Origin of the sequence: Streptomyces sp. NBC_00878 (assembly GCF_026341515.1) — a bacterium.
Classification (GTDB): domain Bacteria; phylum Actinomycetota; class Actinomycetes; order Streptomycetales; family Streptomycetaceae; genus Streptomyces.
In genome coordinates this window covers 1,198,622-1,212,251 of sequence record NZ_JAPEOK010000001.1, presented here as the reverse complement: position 1 = coordinate 1,212,251, position 13,630 = coordinate 1,198,622, and the positions used below count along the sequence as shown (strand labels likewise).

Here is a 13,630-nt window from a genome sequence, read left to right as displayed (position 1 = left end):
TCCGACCTGTTGTCAGCCGTGCCCTGTTGCCGGCCGTGTCCTGTGGCCAGCTCCGCCCTGTTGTGAGAACTGTCCCGTGGTCAGCTCTGCGGCGGATCGCTCTTGATCACCGCGAAGCGCGCCCCGTACGGGTCGGCGAGCTTGGCCATCCGGCCGACGCCCTCCATGGACGTGGCGGGCATCCGGACCGTGCCGCCCAGCTCCTCGGCCTTGGCGGCCACCGCATCCGTGTCCGCGACTTCGAAGTACGGCAGCCAGTAGGCCCCCGCCGCCTGCTCCGTCGGGTCGTCGGCCAGCGGGACGAGACCGCCGAACATGGAGTCCTCGCCGCCCTCCGCGGGATTGACGCAGGTGTACGTGCCGCCGGGGAACGGCACGGCCGAGGTCTCCATGCCCATTACGGAGTTGTAGAACGCGGCCGCCGCGGCGATGTCCGGTGTGTACAGCTCGACCCAGCACAGGGAGCCCGGGTCGCCCGCGATATCGATGCCGCGCAGCTGGCGTGGCTGCCAGACGCCGAAGCTGACGCCGGCCCTGTCGCTGAAGACGGCCAGGCGGCCCTTGTCCATGACGTCGTCGGGAGCCATGAGCACGCTGCCGCCGGCCTGCTCGACGGCCTTGGCGGTGGCGTCGGCGTCCGGGCTCTGGAAGAACACGTTCCAGGACGGTGGGCCCTGCTCAGGTGTGGTCTGCATGCCGCCCGCGGCGGTCTTCCCGGCCAGTTGGAAGAAGCCGTAGCCGCCGGACTCGGAGCCTGCCGACTGGAAGTCCCAGCCGAAGAGACTGTTGTAGAAGGATGTCGCGCCGTCGATGTCGCTGGTGCCCAGATCGACCCAGTTCGGGGCGCCGGTGGCGAAGCGGGTGGTGAGCATGTTGCCCTCCTTTGAGGGGTCCCGTTGCCTGTACCGCCGAGTCTTGCACCGACCACTGACAATCGCTGCCGGAGCGCTGCCGCTGGGCTTGGCGGGCTGATGGTTACTCTGAGTAGCCAGGCGGGGCCCTGCGTGAGGTGTTGGCTCGCGGTCGTGGTTGCGTGCGGGGTTGTGGGGGCTTGGCGCGCCCACGTGGCGGAGCCGCACATGTGACAGCCCCGCGCCCCTTTGGGGCGCGCCGCCGTGCGGCCCGTTGCCTCCGGGCCTCATCATGGGGTGCGGGGAGTTCCTCAACTAGGTGCCGGGTACCGTCATTGATCCGGCGTTGATCGAACGTTTTTCGATGCGCGGCATCATCCTGAGCATGCACAACGACACCCTCGACACGCCCGATTTCTCCTGGCAGGAACAGGCACTGTGCGCCGAGACCGGCTCCGAGTTCTTCTTTCCTGAGCCGGGCAGCTCGGTGCGTGAGGCGAAGCGCATCTGCGAGCTGTGCGAGATGCGCTCCGCGTGCCTCGAATACGCCCTCGACCACGACGAACGCTTCGGCGTCTGGGGCGGCCTCTCCGAGAAGGAGCGGCTCAGCCTCCGACGCACACAGGACCAGGATCAGGACCCCGATCAGGACCAGGGCCAGGACCAGAGCCACGACCTGGACACGGACCCGGGCCCGGACCAGCAGCAGTGCTGACGGCTGCGCCCGTCACTCGTACCTCACCGTGAACCGTTCCGTCCCGGCCGGTACCCGCACGTCCTGGCCCGTCACCTCCAGGTCCCGCCCGTCGGCGGACACCGCCCGCACCCGGCCGAACCGGCACGGATGAACGAACCGCACTCCGTCCGGCGCCTCGGTGATGTCGACGGTCACCGTCCGCCCGGCCGGATCGTGCGTGAGCCGGTACCCGAACGGTTCCCCGAAGAGCGTGGGCGCCCCTTCCACACCGACCTGTTCGCCCTCCGGTACCCAGTGCGGACGTATGCCCGGCGCGATGTACAGGTGCGGATCGCGGTCCTCGTCCGCCTCGAAGAAGAGGATGTCGCGGATCAGCAGAAGGTACTCGGCCGCCGCCCAGCCGTGCGGGATGTCCCCCATGTACCAAGGCCGGTACGGGACTTCGGCGAAGTCCGAGGCGACCGGGAACGCGTGCTGCTCGTTCCAGGCGCCCAGTGCCGCAGCCCGGTCCGCCGTTCGCGGGAAGCCCGCGCCGACCGTCCAGCCGAGCAGCGCGTCCATCCGCGCGGGATCACCCGCGAGCAGGTACGCGCGCGCCAACTGGAGGGTCAGATAGGGCCCGTACGCGTTCCAGGCCGCCTCGTGGCGATAGCCGCCGGTGACGAAGTGCGCGTACATCGTGTCCAGCGTGGAGCGGGCGGCCCGGTCGACCTCGTCGCCCAGCTTGCTGCCCATGTGCAGGCGCAGCGGGTGGAAGTAGGCGGCCGTGCCGATCATCGTGGAGTCCAGCCGTCCGACGTCGGCGGGGCCGGTCGGGATGTACGTCTCCCAGGCGCCGCGGGCGCGCTGCTCGGCCAGCACCCAGCGGATCGAGTCGCCGGTGGCGCGCTTCAAGTCGTCGAAGGCGGCCCACAGTTCGGGCACCTCGGGTGCGTCGATCCGTTCCGCGAGACGCGCCGCCTCGTACAGCCCGGCGAGGCCCCAGAGGTCGTCCCAGTAGTGCGGCTTGTCGCGTTCACCGAGGTGCTCGGCGCTCCAGCCGCTGTGCAACAGCCCGTACCCGTCACGGTTGTCGCGCAGCCAGCGGGCCGCGTCACGCACGTACGGGACGTACAACTTCGCCCCGAACGCCGCCTGTCGGCCGGTCGTACGGTCGAAACGGCCGATGGCCCACAGCGCCTGGCCGTTGCTGTCCCACTCGCGGTCGTCCTTCTCGTGCGGGCCGCCGTAGAAGCCGTACTCGGCGGGGCCGACGCGGCCGGTGCCGCGGTTGAACCGCAGCGGGTAGTGCGTGCCCAACTGGTGCTCGGCCAGGGCCGCATCGCCGACCAGCGAGCAGGCGGTGGCCTCCACCGACGAGTCGCGGATCCAGAACGAGTCGTAGACGGTCGGGCCCGGATGGATCTCGCCGTGATCGGAGAGGATCAGCAGCTGCGACCTCGCCTGCCGGAATAGGTCCGTCAGATGTCCTACCGGACTCGGTAGTTGGGGCTGGAGTCCCTGACCCAGCAGTTTCGCCGCCCAGAAGTCCCGGTTGGCGGACTCCAGTTCCGTCGCCGGAGTCCCCTTCAGCTCCGCCAGATCGTCGGCCGCGGCGTACAGATCGACCGGCAGTCGTACGTCGAGTTCGAAGACCTCGTCCCCGACGACCCGGAACGGCCAGGCGAACACGGCACTGCACAGCCCGGCCACCTGGTCCCGCGCCTCCAGGGCGCCGTTCAGCTTCCCGCCCGTCACCAGGTCGTGGAACGCGCTGTGCGCCAGATACGAGTCCGGGTCGAAGGAGGAGTCCGGATTGCCGTACACGCCGTACTGCTCGGGCGGGGTGTCGAAGACCGGCCCCCACCCCGAGTTGGTCTCCACGCGCTGTTCGTCCGGCAGATGACGCAGATAGGTCAGCCGTCGGTCGGTGATCTGACGGCCGTTGCGGTCGTGCCGCTGGAACCCTCCCCCAGACTCCGTCCGGGGGGACCCCCAATCGCTTCGCTCGCCCGGCGGGCATGACCGCCGCACACAGCAGTCCCTCGCGCGGCTGCCCGGTCGGACTGCCCACCGTCACTCGCGAGACGACCAGGTCCCGCTGCCGCGCGCCGACGGGCGCGGCGAAGGTGCGCTGCACGAACTCGACACCCTCCGGCGTACGGAACGTCGTGAGGACGACCGGTAAGTGCGGTGCCTCCATGCGCTGTTCGACGCTTCCGCCGTCCGGGAGCTGGGGCAGCCGCAGCGTGCCCGTCGCCGGATCGTGCAGGAAGAACGACAGGCAGTACTTGTCGTAGACCGGCTCGATCTCACCGGCCTGCCCGATCAGCGACTCCTGCCGGTGGTCCTTGACGCCGACCATGTGCCAGTAGCGGTACAGGGCGTTGGAGGCGAAGGCCGCCTCCTTGGACTCGTACGTCCCGGTGTCGAAGTCGTCGCTCCAGCGCCGGAAGGCCTGCTGCGCCCACCAGGGCACGGGATACGGGACCTGTCCCCTGCCCGCCCAGCCGCGCCACATGACCTCGTAGAACATCCACTCATGGGTCTGTGCCATGGTGTGTCACCCCCTCCGGGCACCGTTGCACCGCTGGGCCGACCCGTAAATGCGTACGGCTGACAGTCGCGGGCGCGGTGGGCGGCTTTCGGCTTCGCCGTGGGCCGCATCGGTAATCCGGCGCGCACCACGGTCCCCGGCGGGCACAATCCACCCCATGGTCCACACCCCGCGGCATCAGGCCGAGAGCCTGCTGAACGCCCTCGATCCACTCCCGTACCCATTGCGCATGCGCGAACTCGCCGCTCGCACACGGGAATTGGATGAGACGCGTCCGCTCCTGGACGAGCTCGAAACGCGCGGCGCCTACGAGCGGGGGCTCGCCGTCGTCGCGGCGTCCGTCGCCCGGGACACCGAGTGGATCGCGGCGCGTATCGCCGATCCGGACTCCTTCGTACGCGGCCACGCGCTGCGCGCCGCCGCCAGTCTCCAAGTGCCGGACTCCGCCTACGAGTCGGCGCTCACCGACGCACCCGAGGCGATACGCCGACAACTGCTGCGCGCCGTCGTCGCGGGCCGGCGTACCGCGCTGGCGGACCGGCTCGTCGACGGGCTGCGGGCGGAATGGGGCGACGCGGAGGCGGCACGGCTGCTGCCCGGGTGCTCCCCGGAGACGGTCGCCCGGCTGCTGCCCTCGCTGCTGCACGCCGTACGGGGCTGGAAGTCCCTCGGCACGCGGCACCCCGGAGCCCTGCTCGACGTGGTGGAGCGGGAGTTGGCCGCTCTGCCGGAGTCACTGCGCGATGCCTGGTGGCAGCGGTACACGCGGGCCGTCGCGGTCACCGTGGCCGCCGAACCACTGCGTGCGCTGGAGCTGGTCGAGCGTTTCGGCCCCGACCGGCTGCCGCCTCAACTCCTCGACCGGGTGGGCGCGTTCGCCGCCGTCGCACCAGAACGCGTGCTCCGGCTGCTGCTCTCCGGCCGCCTTCCGCCCTTCGTCGCCGTAGGCAGTCGCCCGCTGCTGCGCGTACTGGCGCGATCCGAGTCGGACGAACTCGCCCTGTACGGAAGGAGGCTGGCCGCGCCGGGTGGGCTCGCCCACGTCATCCAGGCGCTGCCGCCCGCTCGTCGGCACGCCTTCTACACGGCGTCGACAGCGGGCCGGGGCACGGGCGGTGCCACCGTGGACGCGGTCATCCTTGAGGCACTGCCGCGCAGTTGCGTCGCCGAGGAGGCCCGACGGATGGCCGCCGCGGCGCGAGAGCGCGGTGAGGCGTGGGACACCGTACTGCTCGCCGAATCCTTCCTGCCCGTCGCCGAGATACGTGAACGGCTCGTCGAGGCGACGCGCCGCCCCGCCGCCGAAGACCGGGCCCTGGCCTGGCCGTTGCTGATCCGCAACGCCGCCCGCTCCGGTGACTCCGCGGCCGTCACCGCCGTACTGGAGGAGTCGGCCCGGCTGCGCAACGAGCAGGAGCCGGTGCGGATGTCGGCCCTGTACGCGCTGTCCAGCATCCCGCCCGCCCTGTTCACCGAGGACGCCGAGCCGCACCTCGACCGGATCGCCGCCGACGCCGTCGAAGCCCGGGACTCCTCCCACCAGACCCGGGGCAACCTCAGCGAACTCGCCGTGTCCGTACTGCGAGAGCACGTGGCGGGCGAACCGGGAAGGGGGCCGGGCCGGACGGAATTCGGGGGAGGATCAAGGGAGTTGGTGAACTGGGCACTGCGTACCCTCGTCCGGATCACCGGGAACACCTCAGGCGCCGACCTCGGCCGACTCGACGCGACGTTGCGGCGCGGCCAGGAGCACCAGGTGTACGAGGCGCTGCGCCCGTGGATCGAGGCGGGGGCGGAGAAGGCCGACTACAGTCTCGCCTTCTCGCTCGCCCGGGCCGTCGGACGCCGCGCCGCCGGCATGCCCGAGTTGCAGGAACTCCTGGGGCAGGCCGTCAGGTTCGGCGACAACGCGACCGTGCGCAACGCCGTCGAGCTGTGGCTGGAGCCGCCTGCCACCCGCGACGAACGGGCTGCGCGCATCCTCGCGCTCGACCACTCGGCGGGAACTCTTGAGCCGGTCCTGGCCGTTGTGACCCGACGCCGTACCGACCTCCTCGACGTGCTCCTGGCGGACACCCCGCCGTACGGTCGTTTCCTCACCAAGGGCAGCCCGTGGACCGTGCCTGTGAGCCACGACGTACGACGCTGGCTGCCCCGCCAACAGGACGCCGTGGCACGCCAGTTGGCCGATCAGGCCGCCGACACCGGGCTGCCGTCGTACGCGAGGGTGGCCGCCATCGGGCAGAGCGCCCGTGTGCCGGGCCGCGGCGCCGGACTCGTACGCGACTGGACCGGCTCGTCGGACGTCGTGCTCGCGGAGGCCGCACTCGGCGCGCTCGCCCACACCGAACGGCCGGGCGACGCACTGCCCGAACTGCTCGCGCATGCCGGGGACGACCGCGCCCGCGTCGCCGTGTACGCGGCCACGCGGGCATCCCGGCACGTGGCGCCGTCGCGGCTGGCGGGACAGCTGCGCGAGGTACTGCTCGCCCCGGACACCAAGGTGACCGGCCGAAAGGAGGCCGCACGTCTCGCCGCGGCCCGGCTCCCCGTGCCGGTGGCCGCAGGGCTGCTAGCCGAGGCGTACGGGCGGCCCGGCGCCCACCTCGACGTCCGGGCCGCGTGCGTAGCCTTCGCGGGCACGCTGCTCGCCGAGGAGAGCGTCTGGGAACTCCTGCACGACGCCGCGGGCTCCGAACCCGTGCTCCGCGCGGCTGTGCTCCGCGTCGCGCCCCTCGACCTGCCGGAACGGCACCGCGCGCGGTATGCCCGGCTCGTCCGTGACGTGTGCGCGACCGACGACCCCGCGACGGCGATCCTCGCCTTCGGCGCCCTGTCCCACTGGGCGCACTGGTCCCCGGACGCCCCCAACGTCCTGGCCTCCGCCACGGCGGACCTGTCGAACCGCACGAGCTGGCGGGCGGCGGCGGAAGGCCTGGTGGTCGCGGCGGCGGGATCGCCGGGAGGCGCGAGAGGGCTGCGGGAGGCTCTGCGCGTACTGGCAGAGGCAGAGGCAGAGGCCGAGGCAGAGGTAGAGACGGCGGCAGAGGCAGAGACGGCGGCCGAGGCCGAGGTCGGGATGGAAGCCGAGGCCGGGACGGCCGCGGAGCCCGGGGGCGCGGGTGATGTGCACCGGGGTGCGGGAGACAGGCCGGACGGTCGGGCCAATGCCAATGCCAATGCCAATGCCAATGCCAGCGCCAACGCAGTCGCCGGGGCCGTCGCAGTCGACGCCGCGCTCGCCCTCCTCGACGCCGAACCGCGCCGCGACCGCCCCGCCCGCCGACGGGTCGACCACCTCGTCACCCGGCTCGCCCAGCAGGCCGGCACGGCCGCCGGGCCCATCCGGGAAGCGGCCCTCGGGGCCGGTGAACTGCTCGCGCGGTACGACGGGTTCGTACCGCAGGCCGCCTCGATCGCGGCGTTTCATCTCGACCTGGACGCGGCGGCGGACCGGGTGGACACGGCCCTGGACCGGCTGGCCGCGCTGACGGAAGGGCGACCGGCACTCGCCGCGCGCACCGCCACGGAACTGGCCGACCGGCTCCGCCGGACGCAGGAGGGCGACGCCGGGATCCTGCTCGGCGCCGCCGGGCGGTTCACTGCTCACGGTGGCCACAGCGAGGGCCTGCTCGCCACGGCACTCACGGCCACGCTCGGCACCCGCACGGGCTGGGCGCCGCCATGGCGCGCCCAGCTAAGGGCCCTGCGCTGCCACCCGCACCCCGACGTCCGAGACGCGGCACTGGCTCAGGTGACGGCATACGAGTGAGCCAAGGCGGGGTCGCCCTGATTCAAGGGGCGCGGGGCTGTGTCAATGTGCGGCTCCGCGGCGTGGGCGCGATCAGCCACAGCCGGACCAGCGGTCGACGAACGACAGACAGCAATGCCCACCGGTCACACGCCGGCGGCCCTCGCCGCCATCCGGGCCTTGCGCGCCGCGAGCTTCTCGTCGAACTTGAGGGCCTCGGCGTCCAGACCGCCCATGTACAGGCCGATCTCCTCCTGGGCCTTGAGGCCCTCGGGGCCGAGCCCGTCGAGCTCCAGGACCTTGAGGTGACGCAGCACCGGCTGCAGCACGTCGTCGTGGTGGATCCGCATGTTGTAGACCTCGCCGATGGCCATCTGCGCGGCGGCCCGCTCGAAGCCGGGCATACCGTGGCCGGGCATGCGGAAGTTGACGAGGACGTCGCGGACGGACTGCATCGTCAGGTCGGGGGCGAGCTCGAAGGCGGCCTTCAGAAGGTTGCGGTAGAAGACCATGTGGAGGTTCTCGTCGGTCGCGATGCGCGCCAGCATGCGGTCGCAGACCGGGTCACCGGACTGGTGCCCCGTGTTGCGGTGCGAGACGCGGGTGGCGAGCTCCTGGAAGGCGACGTACGCGACGGAGTGCAGCATCGAGTGGCGGTTGTCCGACTCGAAGCCCTCGCTCATGTGCTGCATACGGAAGGCTTCCAGCTGGTCCGGGTCCACCGCGCGCGACGCGAGCAGGTAGTCGCGCATCACGATGCCGTGGCGGCCCTCCTCCGCGGTCCAGCGGTGCACCCAGGTGCCCCAGGCGCCGTCGCGGCCGAAGAGGGAGGCGATCTCGTGGTGGTAGCTGGGCAGGTTGTCCTCGGTGAGGAGATTGACGACCAGGGCGATCCGGCCGAGCTCCGTGACCTTGGACTGCTCCTTGTCCCAGGCCTCGCCGTCCTCCCAGAAACCGGGGAAGTTACGGGCGTCGGACCACGGCACGTACTCGTGCGGCATCCAGTCCTTGGCGACCTTCAGGTGACGGTTGAGTTCTGTCTCCACCACTTCTTCCAACGCGTACAGCAGTCGTGCGTCGGTCCAGGCGGAGGACGGGCTGCCGAGGTGGGGAGAAGTGATCGTCACGGGGGCTCCAGGGGGGACGTAAATACTGAGCGTTCACACAACCTACGGCATCGTAGGCTACGTATCCGTAGGTTACGATGCCGTAGGTTAAGCCCGACGTAAAGAGCCCTGATCAGCAACGATCTCTTCGGAGATTCAAGGGACTCGCTCCCCGGCTCACCCAAATGGCGGATACGCAGGTCCCGGGGCCGAACGAGTGCCCACGCCGGTCGTTCAGGCGTACAGGTCCCGCAGCCGGACCGAGAGGCATGTCACACAGCCCTCGAGCTTCTCGAACTCGCTGATGTCGACGAGGACCGGCTGGTGGCCGAGCTCGGCGAACAGCTCGGCGGTCTTGGGCGCGCTCTGGGCCATCAGCAGCTTTCCGCCGCCCAGGAGCACCACGTGGGCGCCCGACTCCTCCGGTACCGACAGGAAGCGCGGGAACAGCGACGGCGTGTCCACGAGCGGCTCGTGCCCGACGACCGTGCCGTCGGGGAGCGCGGTGACGGCCGACTTCAGATGCAGCACCTTGCTCACCGGTACGCCGACGACGTGTGCGCCGAGCGGCTCGAAGACGGCCCGCAGCTGCTGGATGCCGGCCGCGTTGGTACGTCCGCCACGGCCGACGTAGATCGTGTCGCCGATCTTCAGGACGTCGCCGCCGTCGAGTGTGCCCGGCTCCCACACCCAGTTCACCGAGCAGCCGAGCCGTGCCACGGCCTCCTCGACCCCGGCGGTCTCGCCGCGCCGCTGCTCCGCGCCGGAGCGGCCGATCAGCGCCACGTTACGGAAGACGACCACCGTGTCCTCCACGAACACCGAATCCGGGCAGTCGTCGGCGGGCTCCGCCTCGATGGTCTCCCAGCCGTGCGTACGCAGCGTCTCCGCGTACGTCTCCCACTGCTCGACCGCCAGCTCGACGTCGACCTTCGTGCGTTCGATGTGCGTGACCAGACCCTCGGCCAGGCGGGGGCTCGGGCGGCGGATGAGGGCTTTCTGGCTGGGCACGTGCGATTCTCCGTCTCGGCCGGGTGCGTCCCCGCACATCATGCAGCCCATGCCGAGGTCGCAACAGTCCCCCCGAGTGTGGGCCTGGGGAGGAGAATGTGTGTGGGGATAGGAGGCGTCCTGCCCGATTTGGTGCGGCTCGCGCAGGCGCGCCTCCCGAACGGCCCTTCCTGAGCCCGCCCTTCGGGACGCGCGGGGGCACATCCCGAAGGCCGTTCTCATTCCGTCGAAGCCAACCGAAGCTGGTCGAAGCGAGCCGAAGTTATTCGGGATACCCGACGGTTTCCGGTGCGACTTCCTTGAGTTCTCCTTCCATCAGCAGCCAGCGCGTGATTCCGATCGACTCCAGGAACGGCACGTCGTGGCTGGCCACGATCAACGCCCCCTCGTACGACTCCAGGGCCGAGGTGAGCTGCCGCACGCTCGCCATGTCGAGGTTGTTGGTCGGCTCGTCGAGCATCAGGATCTGCGGTGCGGGCTCGGCGAGCATCAGCGCGGCCAGGGCCGCCCGGAACCGCTCACCGCCGGAGAGCGTCGCCGCGCGCTGGTCGGCCCGTGCGCCCCGGAACAGGAAGCGGGCCAGGCGTGCCCGGACCCGGTTGTTGGTCGCGCCGGGCGAGAACCGGGCCACGTTCTCGGCGACCGACAACTCGTCGTCGAGCACGTCGAGTCGCTGCGGCAGGAAACGCAGCGGCACATGGGCCCGCGCCTCCCCGGAGACCGGTTCCAGCTCCCCGGCGATCGTCCGCAGCAGGGTCGTCTTGCCCGCCCCGTTGCGCCCGACCAGCGCGACCCGCTCGGGACCGCGCAGGTCGAAGGAGCCCGCCAGGCTCGCGCCGTATGCCAACTCCAGGTCCAGGAGGGTGAGTACGGTCCGGCCGGGCGGCACGGCCGTGTACGGCAGGTCGACGCGGATCTCGTCGTCGTCCCGCACGGCGTCCACGGCGTCGTCGAGGCGTTCCCTGGCCTCGGTGAGTTTCTCCTCGTGCATGATGCGGTGCTTGCCCGCGGACTCCTGAGCCGTACGTTTGCGCATCTTCATCACGGCGCGGGGCTCGCGCTTGATGTCGAACATCTTCTGGCCGTACCGCTTGCGACGGGCCAACTTGACCTGCGCGTCGGCCAGTTCACGCTTCTGCTTCTTCAGGTCGGACTCGGCCACGCGCACCATGCGCTCGGCCGCCTCCTGCTCGGTGGCGAGCGCCTCCTCGTACGCCGAGTACGTGCCGCCGTACCATGTCACCTCGCCGGAACGGAGATCGGCGATCTGGTCGACCAGGTCCAGGAGTTCACGGTCGTGGCTGACCACGACCATGACGCCGGACCAGGCCTCGACGGCCGCGTACAGCCGCCGACGCGCGTACAGGTCGAGGTTGTTGGTGGGCTCGTCCAGCAGGAGGATGTCGGGCCGCCGCAGCAGCAGCGCGGCCAGCCGCAGCAGGACCGACTCGCCGCCCGAGACCTCACCGATGGTGCGGTCCAACTCGATGTGACCGAGACCGAGTTCGCCGAGGGTCGCGACGGCGCGCTCCTCCACGTCCCAGTCGTCGCCCACGACGTCGAAGTGCTCCTCCGACACGTCGCCCGACTCGATGGCGTGCAGCGCGGCGCGCTTGGCGGCGATGTCCAGCGCCTCGTCGACCCGCAGGCCGGTGTCGAGGGTGACGTTCTGCGGCAGGTAGCCGACCTCGCCCGCGACGCGCACGGTGCCGTCGGCCGGGGTGAGTTGACCGGCGATCAGCTTCAACAGGGTTGATTTCCCCGATCCGTTGACGCCGACGAGCCCGGTCCTGCCGGGGCCGACAGCCACCTGCAGATCGTCGAAGACGGGGGTGCCGTCCGGCCAGGCGAAGGACAGGGAGGTGCAGGTGATGGAGGTGGGGGAAGTAGACATACGGGCCTCGCGGTGCTTGATGCGGTCAGGGCAACGCGTATCGAGACACCGGGCGTGGCGACTACGGCCGAGAGGAGGGGGCAGAAGCCCTCAGATCGTCCTTGGAGGGCTGCCAAAGGGAGGAAGCCCTGCTCCGGAGGACGGCTCGAATGCCGAGGCCGCACGCTGCGCACACACGGCATACGCGTGTGTGACGAGGTGTCTCAGGACCTCAGACGAGCAACGTCCTTCTCCAATCGGCGACAACAGAACCGCTATACACCGTACGAGGGGCCCTGGTGGCTGTCAACGAATTAACGTGAGCCTCCCCCACCTGGACGAGCCCCACCTGAACGAGCGCTCGCGAGCCCCCACCTCGACCGCGCGAAGGAGACCCCGTGCCGAACGCCTCCCTCTCATTGCCCGCCCGGCTCTACCTGCTGGCCTGGGACACCACGAAGCTGAAGGTCACCGGCGCCACCTACCTTCCGCACCTGGTCAGGGCCGGTGCCCTCACCGAGCTGGCGCAGCGCGGGCTGCTCGCCGACGCGGACGGCGTGGCCACGCCCACGGACCCCGACGGCCTGACCGGGGACCCCGCCCTCGACGGACTCCTGGAACTCGTCGAGGAGTCCCGGCCGCACAGCTGGAAGACCTGGGTCGGCCTGCGGGTTCGCGTCACGCTGGAGGCCGTACGGGCGCAGCTCGCCGCCGACGGCTACCTGCGCGCGGAGAAGACGCGGGTGCTCGGGCTGTTCCCGTCCGTGGAGTACGAGATCGACCGTGTCGGTGTCGTGGAGGAACTGCGCGAGGAGGCACGGCAGGTGCTGGTGGGGCCGACGCCCGTCGAGGAGGTGCCCGAGCGGGACGCGGCACTGGTCGCTCTCGCCGCGGGGGCGGAGCTGTGCACGCTGCTGTCGGGCAGGGAGCAGCGGCAGTACAAGCAGCGCGTCGAGGACCTGGCCGAGCGCAGTGGGGCGGCTACCCCGGCCCTGAAGAAGGCGCTACAGGAAGTGCGTACGGCGGTGGCCGTGACGATTGCGACGTCAGGGGTGCCCGGGAGCTGACGTCAGGAGCGCTCGGGATCCCGGGAGCTGAGGCGTCAGGGACCTGGCAATGCCGTAGCTCCCTCGGCCCGTATCCGCGGTGTTGTCCTTGCTCGGCGTCGCCCGGTTGGCGGGGGAAGGCGGCGTCAGTCCCTCTGGAAGGGGTCGGTCCCTCCGGAACGGGTCAGCAGGCGTCCCGCATCAGTTCGGCGAGCCCGTGGTCCAGGTCCTGGTGCAGGTGTTCGAGGCCGACGGGTACCGCCTCCGTCGTGCGCTGCAGGAAGCGCCGCAGCTCGCCCGTGCGGACGTGGACCACCGCGGTGCCCTCCGGGGCGTGGAACTCCAGGACGATGCGGTCGTATCCGTACGGCCGCACCCGGACGTCCCCGTGGCCCACCGGCTCCTCCAGGCCCGAGGCGAGGAGCTCGCGGGCGAAGGTCCAGATCACGTCCACGCCTTCGAGCGTGGCCGGGGCCGGGAAGGTCATGCGGACGGCGAAGGGGTCGCGGGGGTCGTAGCGGAGCGTCGAGGGAATGCTCGGCATCCGCGGCGCGGCGGCGACGAGGCGTGCCTCTACGGGTTGCTCGATGACTGTGGACAACGCCTTGCTCCCTTGTGACGGATGGACGAACGGTGGACAGCTGAGCCGGGACACTTGTAGAGACGCCGGAATCGGCCAATCCGTGCGCGCCAAAGCGCATGAACTTCGAGTGACCTCCGTCACCGCCTTTCAATCACGGAAGTGATCAGAGAGTCCTG

At 70.7% G+C, this 13,630-nt stretch carries 9 protein-coding genes; 3 read left to right on the top strand and 6 right to left on the bottom strand.

What is annotated here, in order from left to right:
- Positions 1–80: 80 nt before the first annotated feature.
- Positions 81–872: a VOC family protein gene (locus OHA11_RS04875; RefSeq protein WP_266492297.1), complete on the bottom strand. Its 792-nt coding sequence runs from the start codon at positions 870–872 to the stop codon at positions 81–83.
- 325 nt (positions 873–1,197) lie between these two features.
- Here OHA11_RS04875 and OHA11_RS04870 point away from each other — a divergent pair, with 325 nt between their 5' ends.
- The gene (locus OHA11_RS04870; protein WP_323186519.1) at positions 1,198–1,566 is read left to right on the top strand and encodes a WhiB family transcriptional regulator; all 369 of its coding nucleotides are present in this window, start codon (positions 1,198–1,200) and stop codon (positions 1,564–1,566) included.
- 12 nt (positions 1,567–1,578) lie between these two features.
- Here the strand turns inward: OHA11_RS04870 and OHA11_RS04865 are convergent, their stop codons facing one another.
- A complete protein-coding gene (locus OHA11_RS04865; protein WP_266492295.1) occupies positions 1,579–3,411 on the bottom strand; it encodes a hypothetical protein in 1,833 nt (610 codons plus the stop codon).
- An 830-nt stretch (positions 3,412–4,241) separates the two neighbouring features.
- Here OHA11_RS04865 and OHA11_RS04860 point away from each other — a divergent pair.
- Positions 4,242–7,856 (top strand): hypothetical protein, encoded by a 3,615-nt coding sequence (locus OHA11_RS04860; protein WP_266492293.1) that lies wholly within the window; start codon positions 4,242–4,244, stop codon positions 7,854–7,856.
- A gap of 125 nt (positions 7,857–7,981) precedes the next feature.
- Here the strand turns inward: OHA11_RS04860 and OHA11_RS04855 are convergent, their stop codons facing one another.
- The 3 genes from OHA11_RS04855 to OHA11_RS04845 form a co-directional block, all read right to left on the bottom strand.
- Entirely contained in the window at positions 7,982–8,962 is a 981-nt protein-coding gene (locus OHA11_RS04855) for an acyl-ACP desaturase (protein WP_266492290.1), read from the bottom strand.
- Between the two features lie 213 nt (positions 8,963–9,175).
- Complete coding sequence (gene ddaH, locus OHA11_RS04850) at positions 9,176–9,952, bottom strand: dimethylargininase (protein WP_266492289.1); 777 nt, start codon at positions 9,950–9,952, stop codon at positions 9,176–9,178.
- Positions 9,953–10,214: 262 nt separating this feature from the next.
- A complete protein-coding gene (locus OHA11_RS04845) occupies positions 10,215–11,846 on the bottom strand; it encodes an ABC-F family ATP-binding cassette domain-containing protein (protein ID WP_266492288.1) in 1,632 nt (543 codons plus the stop codon).
- A gap of 377 nt (positions 11,847–12,223) precedes the next feature.
- On the opposite strand from OHA11_RS04845, the gene OHA11_RS04840 reads away from it, so the two are divergent.
- Complete coding sequence (locus OHA11_RS04840; RefSeq protein WP_266492287.1) at positions 12,224–12,892, top strand: GPP34 family phosphoprotein; 669 nt, start codon at positions 12,224–12,226, stop codon at positions 12,890–12,892.
- Positions 12,893–13,055: 163 nt separating this feature from the next.
- Here OHA11_RS04840 and OHA11_RS04835 read toward each other — a convergent pair whose 3' ends face one another.
- Entirely contained in the window at positions 13,056–13,472 is a 417-nt protein-coding gene (locus OHA11_RS04835) for an SsgA family sporulation/cell division regulator (protein ID WP_266492285.1), read from the bottom strand.
- Positions 13,473–13,630: the final 158 nt, after the last annotated feature.